This is a genomic window from Variovorax sp. 10N412, assembly GCF_056394985.1.
In genome coordinates, this window is record NZ_JBFTIO010000017.1 from 1 (window position 1) to 20,484 (window position 20,484).

The 20,484-nt window shown below is 68.3% G+C and carries 19 protein-coding genes; 11 read left to right on the top strand and 8 right to left on the bottom strand.

What is annotated here, in order from left to right; translation table 11 throughout:
- Positions 1–518: electron transfer flavoprotein subunit beta/FixA family protein (locus AC1DJH_RS27370; RefSeq protein WP_478187884.1), on the bottom strand; the 518-nt coding region annotated here is incomplete at its 3' end.
- Positions 519–994: 476 nt separating this feature from the next.
- Here AC1DJH_RS27370 and AC1DJH_RS27375 point away from each other — a divergent pair.
- The 4 genes from AC1DJH_RS27375 to AC1DJH_RS27390 all read left to right on the top strand — a co-directional run bounded on the left by AC1DJH_RS27375 (position 995) and on the right by AC1DJH_RS27390 (position 5,409).
- On the top strand, positions 995–1,702 hold the full coding sequence (locus AC1DJH_RS27375; RefSeq protein WP_472118141.1) for a Crp/Fnr family transcriptional regulator: 708 nt from the start codon (positions 995–997) through the stop codon (positions 1,700–1,702).
- A 193-nt stretch (positions 1,703–1,895) separates the two neighbouring features.
- Positions 1,896–2,072 carry a hypothetical protein gene (locus tag AC1DJH_RS27380; RefSeq protein WP_472118144.1) on the top strand — a complete coding sequence of 59 codons (177 nt, stop codon included), beginning with the start codon at positions 1,896–1,898 and terminating at the stop codon, positions 2,070–2,072.
- Positions 2,069–3,772 (top strand): aspartate-alanine antiporter, encoded by a 1,704-nt coding sequence (gene aspT, locus AC1DJH_RS27385; protein ID WP_472118147.1) that lies wholly within the window; start codon positions 2,069–2,071, stop codon positions 3,770–3,772. Before AC1DJH_RS27380 ends, aspT begins: the two co-directional genes overlap by 4 nt.
- A gap of 17 nt (positions 3,773–3,789) precedes the next feature.
- Positions 3,790–5,409: a bifunctional aspartate transaminase/aspartate 4-decarboxylase gene (locus AC1DJH_RS27390; protein WP_472118150.1), complete on the top strand. Its 1,620-nt coding sequence runs from the start codon at positions 3,790–3,792 to the stop codon at positions 5,407–5,409.
- A 49-nt stretch (positions 5,410–5,458) separates the two neighbouring features.
- Here the strand turns inward: AC1DJH_RS27390 and AC1DJH_RS27395 are convergent, their stop codons facing one another.
- Positions 5,459–5,839 (bottom strand): hypothetical protein, encoded by a 381-nt coding sequence (locus AC1DJH_RS27395; protein ID WP_472118153.1) that lies wholly within the window; start codon positions 5,837–5,839, stop codon positions 5,459–5,461.
- 285 nt (positions 5,840–6,124) lie between these two features.
- On the opposite strand from AC1DJH_RS27395, the gene AC1DJH_RS27400 reads away from it, so the two are divergent.
- Together AC1DJH_RS27400 and AC1DJH_RS27405 are read left to right on the top strand one after the other, a co-directional pair.
- On the top strand, positions 6,125–8,497 hold the full coding sequence (locus AC1DJH_RS27400; RefSeq protein WP_472118156.1) for a phosphoketolase family protein: 2,373 nt from the start codon (positions 6,125–6,127) through the stop codon (positions 8,495–8,497).
- 39 nt (positions 8,498–8,536) lie between these two features.
- A complete protein-coding gene (locus AC1DJH_RS27405; RefSeq protein ID WP_472118159.1) occupies positions 8,537–9,352 on the top strand; it encodes a YoaK family protein in 816 nt (271 codons plus the stop codon).
- Between the two features lie 24 nt (positions 9,353–9,376).
- Here the strand turns inward: AC1DJH_RS27405 and AC1DJH_RS27410 are convergent, their stop codons facing one another.
- Entirely contained in the window at positions 9,377–10,663 is a 1,287-nt protein-coding gene (locus AC1DJH_RS27410) for a mechanosensitive ion channel family protein (RefSeq protein ID WP_472118162.1), read from the bottom strand.
- 43 nt (positions 10,664–10,706) lie between these two features.
- Positions 10,707–11,660 carry a histone deacetylase family protein gene (locus tag AC1DJH_RS27415; RefSeq protein WP_478187885.1) on the bottom strand — a complete coding sequence of 318 codons (954 nt, stop codon included), beginning with the start codon at positions 11,658–11,660 and terminating at the stop codon, positions 10,707–10,709.
- Between the two features lie 102 nt (positions 11,661–11,762).
- Here AC1DJH_RS27415 and AC1DJH_RS27420 point away from each other — a divergent pair, with 102 nt between their 5' ends.
- Genes AC1DJH_RS27420 through AC1DJH_RS27440 form a run of 5 tightly spaced genes read left to right on the top strand, consistent with a single transcriptional unit; the run spans position 11,763 to position 17,472 of the window.
- Entirely contained in the window at positions 11,763–12,683 is a 921-nt protein-coding gene (locus AC1DJH_RS27420) for an AAA family ATPase (protein ID WP_472118169.1), read from the top strand.
- Positions 12,680–13,645 carry a DUF58 domain-containing protein gene (locus tag AC1DJH_RS27425; protein ID WP_472118172.1) on the top strand — a complete coding sequence of 322 codons (966 nt, stop codon included), beginning with the start codon at positions 12,680–12,682 and terminating at the stop codon, positions 13,643–13,645. Before AC1DJH_RS27420 ends, AC1DJH_RS27425 begins: the two co-directional genes overlap by 4 nt.
- 13 nt (positions 13,646–13,658) lie before the next feature.
- Positions 13,659–15,680, top strand: coding sequence for a transglutaminase TgpA family protein (locus AC1DJH_RS27430; protein ID WP_472118175.1), 2,022 nt, complete (start codon positions 13,659–13,661; stop codon positions 15,678–15,680).
- Between the two features lie 53 nt (positions 15,681–15,733).
- On the top strand, positions 15,734–16,834 hold the full coding sequence (gene mltB, locus AC1DJH_RS27435) for a lytic murein transglycosylase B (RefSeq protein WP_472118178.1): 1,101 nt from the start codon (positions 15,734–15,736) through the stop codon (positions 16,832–16,834).
- 5 nt (positions 16,835–16,839) lie between these two features.
- Entirely contained in the window at positions 16,840–17,472 is a 633-nt protein-coding gene (locus AC1DJH_RS27440; protein WP_472118181.1) for an HD domain-containing protein, read from the top strand.
- 9 nt (positions 17,473–17,481) lie between these two features.
- On the opposite strand, the gene AC1DJH_RS27445 is transcribed toward AC1DJH_RS27440, so the two are convergent.
- From AC1DJH_RS27445 to AC1DJH_RS27460, 4 genes are read right to left on the bottom strand one after another with little or no spacing between them, the layout of a single operon-like run.
- The gene (locus AC1DJH_RS27445) at positions 17,482–17,985 is read right to left on the bottom strand and encodes a hypothetical protein (RefSeq protein WP_472118184.1); all 504 of its coding nucleotides are present in this window, start codon (positions 17,983–17,985) and stop codon (positions 17,482–17,484) included.
- Complete coding sequence (locus AC1DJH_RS27450; protein WP_472118187.1) at positions 17,982–19,052, bottom strand: beta-ketoacyl synthase N-terminal-like domain-containing protein; 1,071 nt, start codon at positions 19,050–19,052, stop codon at positions 17,982–17,984. Before AC1DJH_RS27450 ends, AC1DJH_RS27445 begins: the two co-directional genes overlap by 4 nt.
- On the bottom strand, positions 19,049–19,279 hold the full coding sequence (locus AC1DJH_RS27455; protein WP_472118566.1) for an acyl carrier protein: 231 nt from the start codon (positions 19,277–19,279) through the stop codon (positions 19,049–19,051). The genes AC1DJH_RS27450 and AC1DJH_RS27455 overlap by 4 nt, the downstream gene beginning before the upstream one ends.
- Positions 19,280–19,317: 38 nt before the next feature.
- Entirely contained in the window at positions 19,318–20,475 is a 1,158-nt protein-coding gene (locus AC1DJH_RS27460) for an ABC transporter permease (RefSeq protein ID WP_472118190.1), read from the bottom strand.
- Positions 20,476–20,484 lie beyond the last annotated feature (9 nt).

Below are 20,484 nucleotides of genomic sequence, written 5' to 3' on the forward strand. Positions count from 1 at the left end.
ACGGCCGGCAGCGTGAGGGTCAGCGTTTCCATGCCGCCGTCGACTTCGCGCGACACGGTGACCTTGTCGGCGGCCAGGTCGACCTTCGAGGCGAAGGTGGCTTGCGGCAGGTCGGCCAGCGCAGCCAGCATCTGGCCGGTCTGGTTGGCATCGTCGTCGATGGCCTGCTTGCCCAGGATGATCAGCGAGGGCTGTTCCTTGTCGACCAGCGCCTTGAGCAGCTTGGCCACGGCCAGCGGCTGCAGCTCTTCGGTGGTCTCGACCAGGATGCCGCGGTCCGCGCCGATGGCCATCGCGGTGCGCAGGGTTTCCTGGCACTTCGCGTCGCCGCAGGACACGGCGATGACTTCGGTCACGATGCCCTTTTCCTTCAGGCGCACCGCCTCTTCGACCGCGATCTCGTCGAACGGGTTCATGCTCATCTTCACGTTGGCAATGTCCACCCCGGTGCCGTCGCTCTTCACGCGCACTTTGACGTTGTAGTCGACGACCCGTTTGACAGGTACAAGAACCTTCATTGACTTGACTCCATTGGATTGCAAAAAGGGGGCTTTTGAGGGCAACCGGTCATTCTAGGACGCGACCTTTGCAGCCTTCGCGCTCTTCTCGACAACAGCGATGCCGATAAAAAGAACGATCGTGCTTTTCTTCGATTATAAAGCAGCGTCGGGGGCGTGGGGCAATGCCGACTGGTAACGATATTGGCACACCTTGCCGACCGTAAACACCCTCTCGCTGCCATCCAGCGCGAACCAGGCGCCTGCGCACAGGCTCGGCCTTGCCGGGCGGACAGCTATCGCCGCGTCGACCCCGTTTGATCTTTTTGATGCCGATGGATCCGCGTGCGCCATTTCAGCCCGCCATCGACCGCCTCGGGCGAAGCCGTATCTGGAGCTCCCGCCTCTCTTCCATCTATGTGCGCTGACAGACAGTCGAATGACACCGACACGTGCAGGCTGCAACTCAAGGCCTTGCAGCCTGCGGAGCCCCACATATGCCATCGAACGAAAATCACCTCATCCAGTTGCTTCCGGCCAGGGATCGCGAACGCCTTGTCGCGGCCTGTGAGCCGGTACAGCTGGACCTGGCGGAGGTTCTTTGCGAACCTGGCGCCCTCACCCGCCATGTGTACTTTCCGACCGAAGGATTCATCTCGCTGGTGGCGAAGGTCGAGGGAAGTACGGGTGTGGAAGTGGGCATGATCGGCCGCGAAGGCATGCTGGGCGCGCAACTCGCGCTGGATGTTCCCACCGCGCCGCTGCACGCACTGGTTCAAGGGCCCGGCGTCGCATTGCGCGTCGGTACAGACGCCTTTGCCCATGAGATGGAACGGAGCCCCGCACTTCAACGCCTGCTCAAGCGCTACATCTATGTGCTGATGCTTCAACTGGCCCACTCGGCCGCATGCCAGCGCTTCCACCTGGTCAATGCCCGGTTGGCCCGGTGGCTGCTGATGAGTGGGGACCGGGCGCGGGCCGAGACCTTCCATGTGACGCAGGAGTTCCTTGCGTACATGCTCGGGGTTCGAAGGGTGGGCGTCACCAATGCGGCGAGCGCATTGCAACGCGAGGGGCTGATCGAATACCACCGCGGAGAGGTCCATGTGCTGAACCGCAGCGGGCTCGAAGAGGCCGCATGCACCTGCTACGACGCTGACCGTCGTGCCTATGCCGAGCTTCTGGGTCAGCCGTCCGGCGCGTGAAATTCCACAACCATGCGGCTTGCCGACCAATGGCGACCCGGAGGTCGGGCAAGAAGGCACCCGCACCCCACAGCAACTTCGGCTGATCCCGTCGGCTGGACCCCATCCGGCGGAACATCTTCGGTGCGCCAGCGTACGGACGCACCGCTCATCGGGGCGCATGGTCGGGGCCGATCTGCACAAGGCATCCCCCATGACATTTGAAGAAGAAAAACGCGACGCCTGTCGCATCACAGGCCCAGAGGAAAAATATCTCGAGGCCACCCCTCTGATCGAGGTGCTGGCGGAAGCCCGCCACGGCGGTGGCAGTCTCGACGCCCGCGGAACGCCCGACCCGCTGTTCAACGCCGCAAAGGCGATGCTGCGGTGATCGGCCATCTCTTCACCAGTTCCCCGCTGGTCGCACTCTTCGTCACCATCGCGCTCGGCTATCTGGTCGGAAAGATCAAGATCGGCAAGTTCGTGCTCGGCGGGGTGGCGGGCACGCTGCTGGTCGGCGTGCTCATCGGGCAGTTCGGGATTCACCTGGACGACGGCATCAAGGCGATCTTCTTCGCGCTGTTCATCTACGCCGTCGGCTTCCAGGGCGGTCCGCAGTTCTTCCATGCACTGAACCGTCGTTCGCTCAACCAGCTGGCGTCGGCTTTCATCATGTGCCTCACCGGCTTGTTGTGCGTGCTGGCGGCCGCATGGATGTTCGGCCTGGACCGCGGCATGGCCGCCGGCCTCGCCGCGGGCGGTCTGACCCAGTCGGCCATCATCGGCACGGCGGGAGACGCCATCGCCAAGCTCGGCCTGTCCCCGGAGCTGGTCAAGACCATGCAGACCAACGTGGCCGTCGGCTACGCGGTCTGCTACATCTTCGGCTCGCTCGGGCCCATCATCCTGGTCACCTGGTTCTTCCCGGCCGTGATGAAGTGGGACATCCGGCAGGAAGCGGTCAAGCTCGCCAAGACCCTGTCGGGCGGCCGCGCCGAGCTTGACCCCGGCCAGTTCGATGCGGTTCGAAGCATCGTCACGCGCTTCTACCTGGCCACGCCACAGGGCACCGCCGTCGGGCGGACCACGCTCCAGCTGAACACCACGCTGTCCGACGCCGCTGTGGAGGCCGTCGTGCGCGACGGCAAGACGCTGGAGATCACCGATGCCACGGCGATCCTGGCGGGCGACATCGTCGCGGTGAGCGGCAAGGTGGCGGTGATGGGGCCCGCGCTCGCCTTGTTCGGGCACGAGGCGCCGGCACCCGACGGCTATTCGATCGTCGAGGAGGAGCGCGACATCATCCTGACGAGCCGGGCCCTCAGCGGCCGGGAAGTGGGCGACATCCACGACCACACCCGCATCGAGACCCGCCACGGCGTGTTCCTGACGCAGGTCAAGCGCATGGGGCATGCATTGCCCCTGCTCGACAAGCTGTTGCTCAAGAGCGGCGACGAACTGCATTTCATCGGCCGCCCGCAAGACCTCGACCGGGTCGAGCCGAAGATCGGCTACCGCATCGGCGCCGCGGCCGTGACGGACTTCATCTTCTTCGGCATCGGCATGGCGGTGGGCATCCTGATCGGCTTGATCGAGTTCAAGCTGTGGGGCGTGCCGATCTCCATCGGCAGCGGCGGCGGCTGCCTGCTGTCGGGGCTGATGTTCGGCTGGCTGCGCAGCGTTCACCCGAGGTTTGCGGCCCTGCCGCTGGGCGCCTCGAATTTTCTTCGCGACTTCGGCCTGGCCGTGTTCGTGGGCATTGTGGGCATCACCGCCGGGCCGCAGGCACTGGTCGCCATCCAGAAATACGGGCTGACCCTGCTGTTCCTCGGGTTCGGCGTGACGCTGATCCCACAGATCGTCACCTTCTACTTCTCGTACTACGTGCTGCGCATTCGCAACCCGATCGAAGCGCTGGCCTGCGTCGCGGGCGGCCGCAGCGCCAACCCGGCATTCGCGGCGCTGCTCGCCAAGGCCGGCAATGCCACGCCGGTCGTTTCCTTCACCGTGACGTATGCCGTTGCGAATGTTTTCCTGACGCTCTGGGGCCCGATCATCGTCGGTCTGGTCACCAGGAACGCGGCTCCCTGACCTCACCCTGGTACACCATGACCCCCGAAAAAGACTTCAGCCAATTCGACGACCTGAGCCCCTTCGAACTGAAAGACCAGCTCATCCAGCGGGCATCGTCGGACGCCCAGCGCCTGATGCTCAATGCCGGGCGCGGCAATCCCAACTTCCTTGCGACCTTGCCGCGCTGGGCCTTCCTGAGCCTGGGAGAGTTCTCGATGCTCGAAGCAGAGCGCAGTTACTCCTACCTGGACAGCGGCTTCGGCGGCCTGCCGGAGCTGCAGGGCATCGTGCAGCGCTTCGAGGCCTATGCCTCGAGCCGCAACGACAGCGACGGCATCAAGTTCCTGCGCTCGGCCATCTCGTACGTGAAGGACCGGCTGGGCCTGGACCGCGATGCCTTCCTGTTCGAGATGACCTCGGCCTTCCTGGGCTGCAACTACCCGACACCGCCGCGCGCGCTGGCGCACACCGAGACGATCGTCAAGGCCTACCTGGCGCAGGAGATGTTCGGCCCGATGAAATCGGACGGCAGCTTCTCGGTGTTTCCCACCGAGGGCGGCACCGCCGCCATGGCCTACATCTTCCAGAGCCTGCTGGCCAACAAGCTGATGAAGCCGGGCGACAAGATCGCCATCGGCACGCCGATCTTCTCCCCCTACCTCGAGATACCGCTGCTGGCCGAATACGGCCTCGAAGTCGTCGACGTGCGAATGGACGGCCACGCCGACTGGCAGTTTCCCGACGAAGAGATCGGCAAGCTGCTGGACCCGGCCATCAAGATCTTCTTTCTCGTGAACCCGAGCAACCCACCCTCTTCCAAGCTCTCCGACCGGATGCTCGACAAGATCGCAACGCTGGTCTCCACGCAACGCAGCGACCTGCTGATCGTGACGGACGACGTCTACGGCACCTTCGCCGACGACTTCGTCTCGCTGTTTGCCAAGTGCCCGCGCAACACCTTGTGCGTGTATTCGTTCTCCAAGTTCTTCGGCGCCACGGGCTGGCGCCTGGGTGCCATCGCGCTGCACCACGACAACGTGCTGGACGCCGCGCTGGCCGCGCTGCCGGAAGCGTCGAAGCTGCTGCTCGACACGCGCTACGCGACGCTGACCACCGAACCGCGCAAGCTGCTTTTCATCGACCGGCTGGTGGCCGACAGCCGCGCTGTGGCACTGAACCACACCGCCGGCCTGTCGGTGCCGCAGCAACTGCAGATGGCGCTGTTCGCACTGAACGGCCTGATGGACCGCCAGGGCCACTACAAGGAGGCCGCCAAGCTGCTCATTCGCCAGCGGCATCAAACGCTCTACCGGAGCATGGGCGTTCCGGTCGACCGCACGGCCAACGACGTCAACTACTACACCCTCATCGACCTGCAGGAGCTCGGCTGCAAGCTCTACGGGCTCGACTTCGAGGGCTGGTTCGTCAAGCGCGAGCTCGGCATCGACTTTCTCTTTCGACTCGCCGAAGAAACCGGTGTGGTGCTGCTGCCGGGCAAGGGCTTCGAGGTGATCGACATGTCCGCACGCGTCTCACTGGCCAACCTCACCGACGCCGAATATGCGGCGGTCGGCAGGTTCACGCGCCGCGTGCTTGACGAGTACCACGAGGACTTCAAGGCCACCAAGGTGGTGACCGCCGAATTGCTGAAGTGAACAGCGCCTTCAAGGCGCCTTGAAGTGGAAACTTCGAAGGCCTGGATATTCAATTTGCTTTCATGGGCGCTGCCATTCCCTCGTGGGTGGAGAAATAGCGCCGCGCCAGGGCAACCAGTTCATTGGTGGTCGGATGGTCCAGCGTCTGCCAGCCGACGATTTGGTTGCCCACGTCGGGGCGGTGCCTCTCGACGTAGTGGCGAAAGTCGGTTTGCACCGTGTGCGAACCCGCGATGAGCACCTGCGTGACGCCTGCCAGCGCGTCGCAGACGTCACCGAAGAACTCATGCTCGCTGCGCACCTGGCTGCCATGCTGACGGGTGTAGTGGACATGCGACTTCACCTGCTTTTCCAGCACCTGGGTGGCGTCGAACTGCAGGATCTGGGCGCTGTGATGGTCGGCCCAGACAACGGCGTGGAATAGCGACATGTGAATACCCTCGGGAACGCGATGCGACGACGGCACCGCTGGATTGCAGAAGAAGAGCTGTTGACCTGCAACGGTGCGCCCAATCGCCGCGAGCGTCCGTGCGCTGCCCCACCAAGACGAAGTGCATGGCGAAGCCACTCACGCCGACAAGATGCGACAGGTCTTGCCCCTGGTGCCTCGTCTGTGCGACGTCGAACAGACCAGCACACACCGTGCGCGCACAGTCGCGCTCAAGACAACGCCTGCCATCGCAGGCGCCCGCACGCCCTGACCGGAGCCCTACGCATGCCCAACCCCGCCGTTCACCCGCCCCTGGAAGACTTCACCCTGCTCGATGCCTGGTGGCGCGCCGCCAACTACCTCTCGGTGGGCCAGATCTACCTGATGGGCAACCCGCTGCTGCGCGAGCCGCTGGCGCTGGAACACATCAAGCCGCGCCTGCTGGGCCACTGGGGCACCACGCCGGGCCTGAACTTCATCTATGCGCACATGAACCGGGCCATCAATGCTCGCGACCTCGATGCGATCTTCATCGCCGGTCCGGGCCACGGCGGGCCGGGTGTGGTGGCCAGCACGTACCTCGAAGGCACCTACAGCGAGGTGTATCCGCACATCTCGCGCGACGCGGAAGGCCTCAAGCGCCTCTTCACGCAGTTCTCGTTCCCCGGCGGCATCCCGAGCCACGTGTCGCCCGAGACGCCGGGGTCGATCCACGAAGGCGGCGAGCTAGGCTATTCGCTGCTGCACGCGCACGGCGCGGTGTTCGACAACCCCGACCTGCTGGCCTGCTGCGTCATCGGCGACGGCGAGGCCGAGACCGGCGCGCTCGCGGCCAGCTGGCATTCGAACAAGTTCCTCAACCCCGCATGCGACGGCGCGGTGCTGCCGATCCTTCACCTGAATGGCTACAAGATCGCCGGACCCACGGTGCTCGCGCGCATCGGCGACGAACAGCTCACGCAGCTGTTGCGCGGCTACGGCTACGAGCCGCGCTTCGTGTCGGGCCATGACCCCATGCCGATGCACGGGCAGATGGCGGCCGCGCTGGACGCGTCGCTCGACGCCATCCGCGCCATCCAGGTGGAGGCGCGATCGGACGGCTTCAGCCGCCGACACCGCTGGCCCATGATCGTGCTGCGCTCGCCCAAGGGCTGGACCGGTCCGAAAACGGTGGACGGGGTGCCCATCGAGGGCACGCAGCGCGCGCACCAGGTGCCGCTGACCGGCTTTGCCGACAAGCCCGGGCACATCGCCCTGCTGCAGCAATGGATGCAGAGCTACCGGCCCGAGGAGCTGTTCGATGCCGACGGCGCACTGCGCGCCGACATCGCTGCGCTGGCGCCGAAGGGCACGCGCCGCATGGGCGCGAACCCACATGCCAACGGCGGCCTGCTGCTGAAGAACCTCAAGCTGCCCGACTTCCGCGACTACGCCGTGGCGGTGGCGAAGCCCGGCGCGGTGGACGCCGAGGCCACGCGCGTCATGGGCGAGTTCCTGCGCGACGTGATGCGGCTCAACGCGGCGGACAGCAACTTCCGCCTCATGGGTCCCGACGAGACCGCGTCCAACCGCCTGGGTGCGGTGTTCGATGTGAGCAACCGCACCTCCACCGCCGAGATCCTGCCGGGCGACGACCACGTCGCGCCCGACGGCCGCGTGATGGAGGTGCTCAGCGAGCACCTGTGCCAGGGCTGGCTCGAGGGCTACCTGCTGACGGGGCGCCATGGCTTTTTCTCGTGCTACGAGGCCTTCATCCACATCGTCGACTCGATGTTCAACCAGCATGCGAAGTGGCTGAAGGTGACGCGCCACATTCCATGGCGCCGCCCCATCGCGTCGCTGAACTACCTGCTGACCAGCCACGTCTGGCGCCAGGACCACAACGGCTTCAGCCACCAGGACCCGGGCTTCATCGACCAGGTCGTGAACAAGAAGGCCGAGGTGGTGCGCGTGTACCTGCCGCCCGACGCCAACACGCTGCTGTCCGTCACCGACCACTGCCTGCGCAGCCGCGACTATGTCAACGTGATCGTGGCGGGCAAGCAGCCCGAGGCGCAGTGGCTGGACATGGCCGCGGCCGAGCGCCACTGCACGGTGGGCCTGGGCATCTGGGACTGGGCCAGCAACGACAACGGCGTGGCGCCCGACGTGGTGATGGCCTGCGCGGGCGACGTGCCCACGCTGGAGACAATGGCCGCCGTCGACCTGCTGCGCACCTTGCTGCCCGACCTGAAGGTGCGCGTGGTGAACGTGGTCGACCTGATGGCGCTGGAGTCGCCCTCGGGCCATCCGCACGGGCTGGAGGACGCGGTGTTCGACTCCATCTTCAGCACCGACGCGCCGGTGATCTTCGCCTTCCACGGCTACCCCGCGCTGATCCACCGGCTGACCTACAAGCGGCGCAACCACGGCAACTTCCACGTGCACGGCTACCTGGAAGAAGGCACCACCACCACGCCCTTCGACATGACGGTGCTCAACCGGCTCGACCGCTTCCACCTGGCCGCCGACGCCATAGACCGCGTGCCGCGCATCCGCGACACCGCCGGCCATGTGCAACAGCACCTGCGCGACCGTCTGCTCGAGCACCGGGCCTACATCGTGCGCCACGGCAAGGACATGCCGGAGATCGAGCACTGGCGCTGGACGCAGCGCTGACAATCCGAAGGCCGGCCGGCTTCGGCCTTCGAGGTGCCCATGCGCAGACTTCGCTTTCTTACCAACCGCCACCGCGCGCCGTCGACGAACCTGGCGCTCGGCCTGCTGCTGGCCTTCAATGCCGGCGCCATCAATGCGGGCGGCTTCCTGGTGCTGCACATGTACACCTCGCACATGACGGGCTTCGCCTCGCAGCTGGCCGACGGCATGGTGCTGGGCAACGCCACCCTGCTGCTGAATGCGCTGGGCGCCATCCTCGCGTTCATGAGCGGGGCCGCCGTCTGCGCGATGCTCGTCAACTGGAGCCGGCAGCATCGCCTGCACGGCGTGTACGCACTGCCGCTGCTGCTGGAAGCCGCGCTCATGTTCCCGTTCGGGCTGATGGGCGCCATCACGCTGACGTGGCCGACGCCCTTCGCGGTGCCGCTCACCGTGCTGCTGCTGTCCTTCATCATGGGCCTGCAGAACGCGGTGGCGTCGAAGACTTCGGGAGGCAGCATCCGCACGACCCACATGACGGGCAACATCACCGACGTGGGGATCGAGCTGGGCAAGATGCTCTACTGGAATCGGCGCGCGGGCACCGCCCCGGCCCCGGTGCCGGTTCGCCATGACCGCGCCCGGCTGCGCAGGTCGGGCGGGCTGGTGTGCATGTTCGTGCTGGGCGGCGCGGTGGGCGCGCTGGGGTTCAAGTACGTGGGCTTCGTCTGCGTCGTGCCCTTTGCCGCGCTGCTGCTGGCGCTGTCGATCCCGCCGCTGCTGCGCGACGTGCCGCGCTCGAAGTCGCTCGCGCGGCGGCTCGGCTGGCACGGGCGTGCGGCGGCCGATGCGCAGGCCTCTAGGCGACCGGACTGACGCCCGCCGCCAGCTGGCGCCCGATCAGCGGTCGGCGGAATTCAACGCCGCGGACTCCGGGGCGGCGGGCAGCGATTCCACACGCACCACGCGCTGCGGATAGGGAATGTCGATGCCCGCGGCGCGCAGCCCGTCGAGGATGGCGATGTTGATCGCCGAGCGCAGGTTGTCCTTGCCCTTGTCGGGGTCGGCCACCCAGAAGTTCAGCGTGAACTCCAGCCCGTCGGGCGCGAAGTTCATCAGGAAGGCCACGGGTTCCGGGTCGGTCATCACGCGCGACTGGGCCTTGGCGGCCTCGCACAGGATGGCCTGCACCTGCGACACGTCGCTGTCGTAGCCGACCACGATGGTCGTCGTGATGTTGAACTTGCGGTCGGCCAGGGACAGATTTTCCACCCGGCTGGTGATGAGCGACTCGTTCGGCACGATGGCCTCGCGACCGTTGCCCGCGCGAATGAGGGTGTAGCGGGTCTTGATGTCGGTGATGCGGCCCTCGAAGGTGTCGACCTTCACGTTGTCGCCGATGCGGATCGAGCGCTCCAGCAGGATCACGAAGCCGCTCACGTAGTTGGCGGCCAGCTTCTGCAGCCCGAACCCCAGGCCCACGCCGAGCGCGCCGCCCAGCACCGACAGCGCCGTCAGGTCCACGCCCACCGCCGACAGCGCGAACAGCAGCCCCACCAGCAGCAGAAAGGCACGCACCGCATTCGACGCCACCTTGCGCATCGACAGGTCGGTGACGGCCTCGCGCAGGATGCGCTTCTCGATGGTGCTGGCAATCCACAGCGCGATCACCAGCACCAGCCCGGCCGACAGCACACCCTGGAAGATGGTCTGCAGGCTCACGCGCGTCTTGCCGAAGGCCAGCGTGATGTCGTCGAGCTCGGCCAGCACCGGCGGCAGCAGGCCCACGATCCACAGCACCGCCGCAATCCACGCCAGCCAGGAGATGGTGCGCTCCAGCAGCCGCACGAGGTTGGACGCAGGGAACACCGCGCGCAGCACCCGCGCGAACAGCCGGATGACCGCCAGCGACAGGAACACCGACACCGCGATGCGCAGCACCAGCACGGTCTGGAAATCGATCACCACGCGCCGGGCGACCTCGGTGAGCACCAGCGCCAGCAGCGGAAACAGCACGCCGTCGAAGGTGCGCTCGCCGAACCAGATGGAGTCCTTGGGCTGGTCGCGCCCGAACCATTTGCACAGGGCCCAGGCCAGCGCCACGCAGGCCACCAGCGCAGCGAGTTCGATGCCCAGGCCGCGCGCATCGACCTGGCTCAGGCGTTGGGTGAAGTCGTTGAAATTCATCTATGAAGAAAAAATCGGAGCGCACCCGCGTGCGCCGGTCGCGCTAAAGGTCCGCCAGCACGCGGATGTGGGCTTCCACGCTGCGCGCCAGGGCGTCGAGGTTGTAGCCGCCTTCGAGCATCGAGACGATGCGGCCCTTGGCATGGCGCCTGGCCACGTCGTGCACGCGGCCGGTGATCCAGGCGAAGTCGTTCTCGTTGAGCCCGAGCTGGCCCAGGTCGTCTTCGCGGTGTGCGTCGAAGCCGGCGCTGATGAAGACCATCTGCGGCTTGAATTCCTCGAGCCGCGGCATCCAGGCGGCCTCGATCATCTCGCGCACGTCCATGCCCCGGGTGTAGGCCGGAATGGGCATGTTCAGCATGTTCGACGCAGGGTGCTCGGTGCCGCTGAACGGATAGAACGGGTGCTGGAAGAACCCGACCATCAGCACGCGCGGGTCGTTCGACAGGATGTTCTCTGTGCCGTTGCCATGGTGCACGTCGAAGTCGACGACGGCCACGCGCTCCAGGCCGTGCACGTCCAGCGCATGCCGCGCCGCAATGGCCACGTTGTTGAAGAAGCAAAAGCCCATGGCCTGCTCGCGGCACGCATGGTGGCCGGGCGGGCGCACGGAGCAGAAGGCGTTCTCGAGCTCGCCGGCCATCACGGCGTCGGTCGCGGCAATGGCGGCGCCGGCGGCGCGGCGCGCGGCCAGCAGGGTGAAACGGGTGAGCACGGTGTCGGGGTCGACCTGCGCGTGGTCGGGGCCGCCGGCGGGCTCGTCGGCCACCAGGCGCTGGTGCAGGGCCTCGAGGTTCTCCACATGCGCCGCGCTGTGCGCCCGGGTGATCTGCTGCAGGGTGGCCAGCGGCACCTCGCAGTGCTCGAGCGCATCGCCCACGCCGGTGAGCAGCAGGCGGTCTTCGATGGCGTCCAGCCGGCCGGGGCACTCGGGATGCCCCTCGCCCATGTCGTGCTTCCAGAAATCGCGGTGTGTGAAGTAGCCGGTCTTGCCCATGTGTCTATCGCCACGTGCCCCTGTGTCTCTGCCGCCACGTCCAGACCTCACGCGGCATGGGGCCAGCACGTCTTACGGTATCGTTTGCATATGGATACAAATATGGACGTCGCCGCAAAGCTAGCCACATTGCTAAATCAGCTTAACACGGTGATCGTGGGCAAGGAGGCCCAGGTGCGCGACTGCGTGGCCTGCCTGCTGGCGGGCGGCCACCTGCTGATCGAGGACGTGCCGGGCGTGGGCAAGACCACGCTGGCGCACGCGCTTTCGCACACCTTCGGGCTGCATTTTTCGCGCGTGCAGTTCACGGCCGACCTGATGCCGGGCGACCTGTCGGGCGTGGCCATCTACGACCGGGCGCAACAGTCCTTCGTGTTCCATCCCGGCCCGATCTTCGCGCAGGTGCTGCTGGCCGACGAAATCAACCGCGCCAGCCCCAAGACGCAAAGCGCGCTGCTCGAGGCGATGGAAGAAAAACAGGTGACCGTCGAAGGCGAAACCCGTCCGCTGCCCACGCCCTTCTTCGTGATCGCCACGCAGAACCCGCAGGACCAGCTCGGCACCTTCGCGCTGCCCGAGTCGCAGCTCGACCGCTTCCTGATGCGCATCTCGCTCGGCTACCCCGACCGCGCCGCCGAGCGCCTGCTGCTCGCGGGCGCCGACCGCCGCGAAATGCTGGCCACCCTGCCCGCCCTGCTGACCGCCGAGGAACTCACCGCCCTGCAGCAGCGCGTGCAGCAGGTGCATGCGGCGGATGCGCTGCTCAACTACGTGCAGGACCTGATCGCCGCCACCCGCTCGGGCCGCTGGTTCCTGCAGGGACTGTCGCCGCGCGCCGGCATCGCGGTGCTGCGCGCGGCCAAGGCGCAGGCGCTGCTGGCCAACCGCAGCTACGTCGCGCCCGACGACGTGCAGGCCGTGCTGCCGCAGACGATTGCCCACCGCCTCACGCCCGTGGGCGACGCGGGCCGCGGCGCGGTCGAGCAGGTGCGCGCCATGATCGCGGCCGTGCCCTTGCCGTGAACCTCCGCTCGCGCATCGACGGCTGGTTCCTGTCGCGCCGCCCGCCGTCGGACACGCTGGAGCTGACGCAGCGCAACGTCTACATCGTGCCCACGCGGGCCGGCTGGACGCTCGCGGCCACATTGCTGGTGCTGCTGGTCGCATCCATCAACTACCAGCTCAACCTGGGCTACCTGCTGACCTTCCTGCTGGCCGGCAGCGTGGCCGTGGGCATGCACGTGTGCCACGGCACGCTGCGCGGGCTGGCGATGCACATGGTGGCGCCGGAGGCGCACTACGCGGGCGCCGCCGCGGTCTTTCGCGTGGTGCTGCACAACACGCGGCGCAGCGTGCGCTACGGCATCGGCATGGCGGTGCGCGGCAGCGGGCAATGGGCCTGGACCGACGTGCCGGCCGAAGGCACGTCGACCGTGGAGATCGCCTTCCAGCCCGAACGGCGGGGCCTGCATGCGGTGCCGCCGCTGACGGCGGAGACCCGCTTTCCGCTCGGCACCTTTCGCGTGTGGACGGTGTGGCGCCCGGCCGCGAAGATGCTGGTGTACCCCACACCCGAAGCGCATCCGCCGCCGCTGCCGCCGGGCGAGCCGCTGTCGGGCGCGGCCGCGATGTCCGCGGCGTTGCGCGCCCACAGCGCCGGGGAGTACGACGGCGTGCGCGCCTACCGGCGCGGCGATCCATTGAAGCTGGTCGTCTGGAAGAAGGCGGCCCGCGCGCAGGCCGCCGGCTCGGAAGACCTCGTCAGCCGCGACACGCAGCAAACGCAGCGCGAGGAGCTTTGGCTCGATGCGCAGCACACCGGCATTGCCGACCCCGAAGCCCGCATCTCGCGCCTGTGCGCCTGGGTGCTGATGGCCGACCGCCTGGGCGTGGACTACGGCATGCGCGTGGCGGGCCGCGTCGTGAAACCGTCGCAGGGCGAAGCGCACAAGCGCGCATGCCTCGAAGCCCTGGCCCTGTGCTGAAGAAAGCGCACGCATGAACAAGCTCATGACCCGGCTGGCCGCCTTGCCGCGGGACGCGAGGGACACGCTGTTCCTGCTGGCCGTCATCGCGCTGATCGTGCTGCCGCAGGTCGAGAACCTTCCCTGGTGGTGCACCGCCATCACCGCGATGGTCCTGTTCTGGCGCGGCATGCTCGCGGTGCAGGCGCAGCCGCTGCCCGGCAAATGGTGGCGCATCGCGCTGCTGGCGATGACGCTGGGCGCCACCTACGCCACGCACCGCACCCTGCTGGGCCGCGACGCGGGCGTGACGCTGGTGGTGATTTTGCTGGCGCTGAAGACGCTGGAGCTGCGCGCCAGGCGCGACGCCTTCGTGATCTTCTTCCTGGGCTTCTTCGCGATGCTCACGAACTTCTTCTACTCGCAGTCGCTGCTGACCGCCTTCACCATGCTGCTGGCACTGCTGGGCCTGCTGACGGCGCTGGTCAATGCGCACATGCCGGTGGGGCGGCCGCCGCTGATGCGGGCCGCGCGCACCGCCGGATGGATGGCGCTGGCCGGCGCGCCGATCATGCTGGCGCTGTTCCTGCTGTTCCCGCGATTCGCGCCGCTGTGGGGCACGCCGAGCGACGCCATGACGGGGCGCACCGGCCTGTCGAACACCATGCGCGTGGGCACCATCGCCGAGCTGGCGCTGGACGACAGCATCGCCGCGCGCATCAAGTTCGAGGGCGACCGCCCCCCCGCGCAAAGCCAGCTGTACTTTCGCGGCCCGGTGCTCGCGCAGTTCGACGGCCGCGAATGGACCGCGCTGCCGTCGTGGGCGCGCGGCGGGCAATGGTCTCCCAACCTGCGCGTGAGCGGCGAGCCGGTGCGCTACGAGGTCACGCTCGAAGCCAGCAACCGGCCCTGGCTGCTGACGCTCGACGCCGCCCAGAAGGCACCCGATGCGCCCGGCTTCGAAGTCAGCGGCACGCCCGACCTGCAATGGCTGGCGAACCGCCCCCTCAACGACCTGGTGCGCTACCGCGCCGAGAGCTACCCGCAATTCACGAGCGGCCCGCTCAAGCGCACCGGCGGCCAGCTGCAGGCCTACCTGGCGCTGCCGCCGGGCGCCAACCCGCGCACCGCCGCGCTGGCCGCCGACATGCGGGCCGACCCCGCGCTGGCCCACGCCGATGCGCAAGCCTTCGTGCAGGCCGCATTGCGCCGCCTGCGCACCGGCGGCTACACCTACACGCTGGAGCCCGGCGTGTACGGCAACGACACCGCCGACGAGTTCTGGTTCGACCGCAAGGAGGGCTTCTGCGAGCACATCGCCTCGGCCTTCGTGGTGCTGATGCGCAACCTGGGCGTGCCGGCGCGCATCGTCACCGGCTACCAGGGCGGCGAGTTCAACAGCCTCGACAAGTACTGGGTGGTGCGCCAGAGCGACGCCCATGCGTGGGCCGAGGTGTGGCAGGAAGGCACCGGCTGGACGCGCGTGGACCCGACGGCGTCGGTTTCGCCCGGGCGCATCGGCCAGCAGCAGCGGCTCGTGCCGCAGCCCGGCCTGTTCGCCGGCGCCATCGGCGCCATGAGCCCCACGCTCGCGCAGAACATCCGCGCCGCCTGGGAGGCCGTCAACAACGGCTGGAACCAGTGGGTGCTCAACTACACCCAGAGCCGCCAGCTCAACCTGCTGAAGAACATCGGCTTCGAGGCGCCTAGCCTCGAGGACCTGGCCTATGTGCTGCTCTACCTGCTGATCGGCGCGAGCCTGGCCGGCGCGGCATGGACGCTGTGGGAGCGCAGCCGCCACGACCCCTGGCTGCGCCTGCTGGACCAGGCGCGTGCAAGGCTCGCCAAGGCCGGCCTCCCATTGCCGGAGACGGCCCCGCCGCGGCAGATGGCGCAGGCGGCAGACGCGCGCTTCGGCCCCGCCGCGCACGCCGTGCGCGACTGGCTGCTGAAGCTCGAGGCGCAGCGCTACGCCGCAGCCACGCCCGGCTCGCTGTCCGCCTTGCGCGCCGAGTTCCGCCGCCTCGCCTGGCCCAGCGCCGACCCGCGCGGCTGAAACCACTTGTGTCCCCGAACAGGCGCCGCGCGGGCGGGCGGCACAATCGGCCCATGCGATTTTTTCTCCCCACGCCGTCGCGCGCCGCTGCGGCAGCCGCTCTCCTCGCCGCCTGCTGCGCCTGGTCCACGGGGGCTTTGGCACAGAAGTCCTCCAACGGCCGCGCGGCCACGGTCAACCCGGTGCGCGGCAGCACGCCGTACGCCACGCGCGACGACGCCATGCAGTTCGCCGACGAGGTGGCGGCGCGCCGCGGCCTTGACCGCGACTGGGTGCGCGCCACCATCGGCAGCGCGCGCTTCCTGCCCAACGTGCCTCGGCTCATGCTGCCCGGCCCGGTCGGCACCGTGAAGAACTGGCAGACCTACCGCAGCCGCTTCATCGACCCGGTGCGCATCGCGGCGGGCGTGCGCTTCTGGCGCGCCAACGCCGACACGCTGGCACGCGCCGAGCAGGTCTACGGCGTGCCGCCGGAAATCATCGTCGGCATCATCGGCGTGGAGACCATCTATGGACGCAACATGGGCAGCTTCCGCGTGATCGACGCGCTGGCCACGCTGTCCTTCGACTTTCCCGACGGCCACCCGCGCGCGGCCGAGCGCCAGGCCTTCTTCCGCGGCGAGCTCGAAAGTTTCCTGAGCACCGAGAGCCGCACCGCCGACGACCCGCTCACGCCGCTGGGCAGCTACGCCGGCGCCATGGGCATGCCGCAGTTCATGCCCAGCAGCATCGCCAAGTACGCGGTCGACTTCGACGGCGACGGGCGCGTCGACCTCGTCAACAACCCGGCCGACGTGATCGGCTCGGTCGCCAACTACTTCAAGGGCTTCGGCTGGAAGCCCGGCATGCCGGCCATCTACCCGGTGCACTTCGACGAAGCGCGGCTGCAGAAGGCGGTGCTGATGGCGCCCGACATCCTGCCGACCTTCAGCACCGACAGCTTCGTGGCCGCCGGCGCGGTGCCCGAGGGCGACGGCATCCGGCACAAGGGCCTGCTCGCGCTGATCGAGCTGCAGAACGGCGCCGACGCGCCGCCGAGCTACGTGGCCGGCACACGCAACTTCTACGTGATCACGCGCTACAACTGGAGCAGCTACTACGCCATGTCCGTGCTCGACCTCGGGCAAGAGGTCAAGGCGGCGATGGAGCAGTAGACGCCATGACGCCCGAGGCGCTGCGCGCGAACTGGAACGAGGCCTGGCAGGCGCTGGGCGTCACCGCGACGAACAACGCGCCGAACGATGCGCTGTGCGCGGAGTTGCAGCGCCGCTACGGCGAGCCCCAGCGCCACTACCACACGATGCAGCACCTGGGCGAATGCCTGGCCTGGTTCGAGCGCGAGAAGGCGCTGGCCGAACGCCCCGGCGAAGTGGCGCTTGCGCTCTGGTTCCATGACGCGGTCTACGACGTGCACGCGCACGACAACGAAGCGCGCAGCGCCGACTGGGCGCGGCAGGCCTTGCGGGCGGCGGGCGCGGGCGACGCGGCAGCCGACCGGGTTCATGCACTGGTGATGGCCACGCGGCACGACGCGGTGCCCGAAGGCCGCGATGCCGAGCTGCTGATCGACATCGACCTGTCGATCCTCGGTGCCGAGCGCGCGCGCTTCGACGAATACGAGCAACAGGTGGGCGCCGAATACGCCTTCGTGCCGCTCGAGGTGCGCCTGCCGCGCCGGCGCGAGATTCTTCAGCGCTTTCTCGACCGCCCGGCCCTCTACGCCACGCCGCGCATGCATGCGCTGCTCGAGGTGCGGGCGCGCCTCAACCTGCAGCGCTCGATCGCAGGCTGAGCGACCCGCTCAGGCGGGCACCAGCCGCCACCACTCGGAGCGTGCCGGCTCGCCGTTGCACGCTTCGTCGACCACGCCGAACAGCAATCCGTCGCGCGCAGCGCCCCGCTTCGCAAGCTGCAGCAGGCGCTGCGGATCGCGGCACAGCATGAAGCTCGCGTCGCCCTGCCATTCGAGGCATCGGCCCACTTCGGCCAGCATCAGCGCGGGCTGGCTCTGCATGAAGGTGAACGGCATCGGCAGGCCCATGTCCAGCTGCGACAGCCCCGCATGCATCGCGCTCCACGCACCGCGCAGGCTCGCCACGCGAATGCGCGCGTCGGCCGGCAAGGCGGTTTCGCCGGCCGCATCGACGCAGCTTCGCGCGCCGTGCATCGCCAGCTCTGTCCACAGGCCGACACGGCGCGGCCGCCGGCCGAGGCGTTGCGCCAGGTCGTCGCGCCATGCCTCGGGCAGCGGATCGGCCACGAAGTGGGCGACGGTGCGCCAGCCGCTCGCGGTGTCGCTCGTCATGCCGCGCAGTCCTTCACCACGAGCGACGCATGGCCGCCGCCGAACCCGGCCACGTTGAGCAGCATGTGGCGCAGCGTGCGCGGCGCCTGCTCGCTCAAGGCGATGCCCAGCGACGCGTCGAGCGGGTAGTCCCGCACGGGCCACACACGGCCTTCGATGCAGCCGGCCAGCAAGGCCAGCTCCGCCGCACCGGCGGCGCCCAGCGTGTGGCCAAGGGCCGACTTGAGCGAGACCAGCGGCGGCAACACATCGAACACCTGCTTGAGCGCCTCGGCCTCGATGGCGTCGTTGACCGGGCTGCCCGCGGCCTGCACCTTGATCAGGTCGATGTCGCCGGGCTGCAGGCCGCTGCGCGCCAGCGCCTCCCGGCACATCGCGCGTACGGCCGAGGCCTCGGTGCCAGACGGGTTGCGGCCGTCAACCACGTTCGAGCCACCCATGACCTGCCAGCGCGCGGGCTCGCAACGCAGGCGCAGTGCCGCCACGGCCTCGCCGAGCACCAGGCCCTTGCGTTGCGCGCCGAAGGGCTGCGCGCGGTCGGGTGCCAGCAGCTGCATCGCGCCGAAGCCGGCCACGGTGAAGCGGTTGTCCATCTCCGCGCCGACGACGAGCGCCTCCGCGGCATCGCCGCCGCGAACCAGGTCGGCAGCCGCCAGCACGGCGTTGAGCGCCGAGGTGCAGGCGGTGGACACGGTGAACACCGGGCCCTGCCAGTCCAGCGCGCGTGCGACCACATCCGAAAAATCCTGCAGGTCGCCACCGAAACGCTGATCCTGCGGTACGTGCTCCATGCCGCCGATGTCGAGCGAGGACGAGGCGACGAACAACGGCGCGGTGCGCGCGCCCCAGTCGCCGGTCTGCGCAACCACGCTGCGCACGGTGTGGCGCACGCGCTCGGTCCAGTCGCCCTCTCGTGCCGCCAGCTTGTAGACGGGCCAGCACACGCCGTGCGCCACCGTCACCGGTGTCGGTGGAACGCCGCCGCGCTGCAGTGCCGCCAACGCGGCGCGCATGTCGTCGCCCAGCACGCTGGCCAGGCCCGTGCCGGCCAGGAAGACATTTCTCATGCCTTACCCGCTTGCGCGAGGTGCTGCGCCAGGTGCGCAATGGAGGTCAGCGCGCGGCGCGTTTCCTTGCTGTCGGGCATGCGCAGGCCGAAGCGCTGCTGGATGATCATCGACACCTGCAGGGCGTCGAGCGAATCGAGGTCGAGCCGGGCCTCGGGGCCGAACAGCGGCTCGTCGTCGCCCAGGCCGCCCGGGGGCGCATCTTTTTCAACGGCTTCGAGCACCATGGCCTTCAGGCCGGCGATGAATTCAGGGGTAACGGTGCTCACGGTGTGCGCCTGCGAAACAGAAAAACGGCCAGAAGAAACATCAGCGCCGCGAACCCGGCCAGCCGGCCGATCTGCGGCAGCGCATCGGCCACGCCGCCGCCGCGCAGCAGCACGGTCAGCAGCGCTTCGAGCCCCCAGTTCATCGGCGAGACCTCGACCAGCCGCTGCATGAAGCCCGGCATGACGAACTTGGGCACCATGATGCCGCCCGCCGCCGCCATCAGCACATTGACCATGGGCCCGATGGTGGCGGCCTGCGCATGGCTGCGCACCAGGCAGGCCAGCGCGAGCGACAGGCTCACCGCCGCCAGGCTCACGGCTGCCAACGACAGCAGCAGCGCGCCCCAATGGATGCCCGCGAGCGACAGCGCGTCGCCGCCGATCAGCGGCATGAGCCAGATGCCGGCGGCCAGCATCAGCACCGCCTGCAGCGCATTGACGCCGAGGTACGGCAGCGCCTTCGACGCCAGCAGCATGGTGCGCGACACGCCCAGGCTCTGCAAGCGGCCAAGCGCGCCCGAGCTGCGCTCCTGCACGAACAGGCTGGACAGCGACGCCACCACGAAGAACATGCCGAACACCAGCCAGGCCGGCACGTTCTGCTGCACCGAGGTCGGCCGCGGGCCGGCGGTGGAGAAACGTTCGGCGCGCACCATCGCCTGGATGGACGCATCGGGCGCGGGGCCGGCCGTGCCCGGCACCGCCAGTGCGAGCCGCGCCTTCAGCTCGCCCGACGCACCGATGAGTTCGGCGCGCAGCGCGTTGAACAGGTTGGCGTCGATGCCGGGTTCGGTCAGCAATTGCACACGCGCCTGGGTCGACAGCGCGGCCGACTCCAGCTCTTCGGACAGCCCCGGCTCCATCACGATCACGTACTTCAGCGAGCCGTTGCGCAGCCGCGCCTGCCAGTCGGTGCCCAGCGGCTGCGGCGCGCCGTGGTTGCGCTGCCAGAGCTGCTGCAGCCACTGCGCGGGCGTGGCCGTGTCGCGCATGTCGACGGCATAGCTCAGCTCGGCCAGCGGCGGGCGGTAGATGTCTTTCAGCGTGAGCGACATGAGCACAATGAAGACCATGGGCATGAGGAACAACGCGGCCAGGCCGTGCATGTCGCGCACGAGGGCGAGCAGTTCCTTCTTGACGAGCGCGAGGAGCATGGGCGGGCG

Coding starts and splice junctions, on each gene's coding strand:
- AC1DJH_RS27375 (WP_472118141.1), top strand. CDS start 995: ATGCCATCGAACGAAAATCACCTCATCCAGTTGCTTCCGGCCAGGGAT.
- AC1DJH_RS27380 (WP_472118144.1), top strand. CDS start 1,896: ATGACATTTGAAGAAGAAAAACGCGACGCCTGTCGCATCACAGGCCCA.
- AC1DJH_RS27390 (WP_472118150.1), top strand. CDS start 3,790: ATGACCCCCGAAAAAGACTTCAGCCAATTCGACGACCTGAGCCCCTTC.
- AC1DJH_RS27395 (WP_472118153.1), bottom strand. CDS start 5,839: ATGTCGCTATTCCACGCCGTTGTCTGGGCCGACCATCACAGCGCCCAG.
- AC1DJH_RS27400 (WP_472118156.1), top strand. CDS start 6,125: ATGCCCAACCCCGCCGTTCACCCGCCCCTGGAAGACTTCACCCTGCTC.
- AC1DJH_RS27405 (WP_472118159.1), top strand. CDS start 8,537: ATGCGCAGACTTCGCTTTCTTACCAACCGCCACCGCGCGCCGTCGACG.
- AC1DJH_RS27410 (WP_472118162.1), bottom strand. CDS start 10,663: ATGAATTTCAACGACTTCACCCAACGCCTGAGCCAGGTCGATGCGCGC.
- AC1DJH_RS27415 (WP_478187885.1), bottom strand. CDS start 11,660: ATGGGCAAGACCGGCTACTTCACACACCGCGATTTCTGGAAGCACGAC.
- AC1DJH_RS27420 (WP_472118169.1), top strand. CDS start 11,763: ATGGACGTCGCCGCAAAGCTAGCCACATTGCTAAATCAGCTTAACACG.
- AC1DJH_RS27430 (WP_472118175.1), top strand. CDS start 13,659: ATGAACAAGCTCATGACCCGGCTGGCCGCCTTGCCGCGGGACGCGAGG.
- mltB (WP_472118178.1), top strand. CDS start 15,734: ATGCGATTTTTTCTCCCCACGCCGTCGCGCGCCGCTGCGGCAGCCGCT.
- AC1DJH_RS27440 (WP_472118181.1), top strand. CDS start 16,840: ATGACGCCCGAGGCGCTGCGCGCGAACTGGAACGAGGCCTGGCAGGCG.
- AC1DJH_RS27445 (WP_472118184.1), bottom strand. CDS start 17,985: ATGACGAGCGACACCGCGAGCGGCTGGCGCACCGTCGCCCACTTCGTG.
- AC1DJH_RS27450 (WP_472118187.1), bottom strand. CDS start 19,052: ATGAGAAATGTCTTCCTGGCCGGCACGGGCCTGGCCAGCGTGCTGGGC.
- AC1DJH_RS27455 (WP_472118566.1), bottom strand. CDS start 19,279: ATGGTGCTCGAAGCCGTTGAAAAAGATGCGCCCCCGGGCGGCCTGGGC.
- AC1DJH_RS27460 (WP_472118190.1), bottom strand. CDS start 20,475: ATGCTCCTCGCGCTCGTCAAGAAGGAACTGCTCGCCCTCGTGCGCGAC.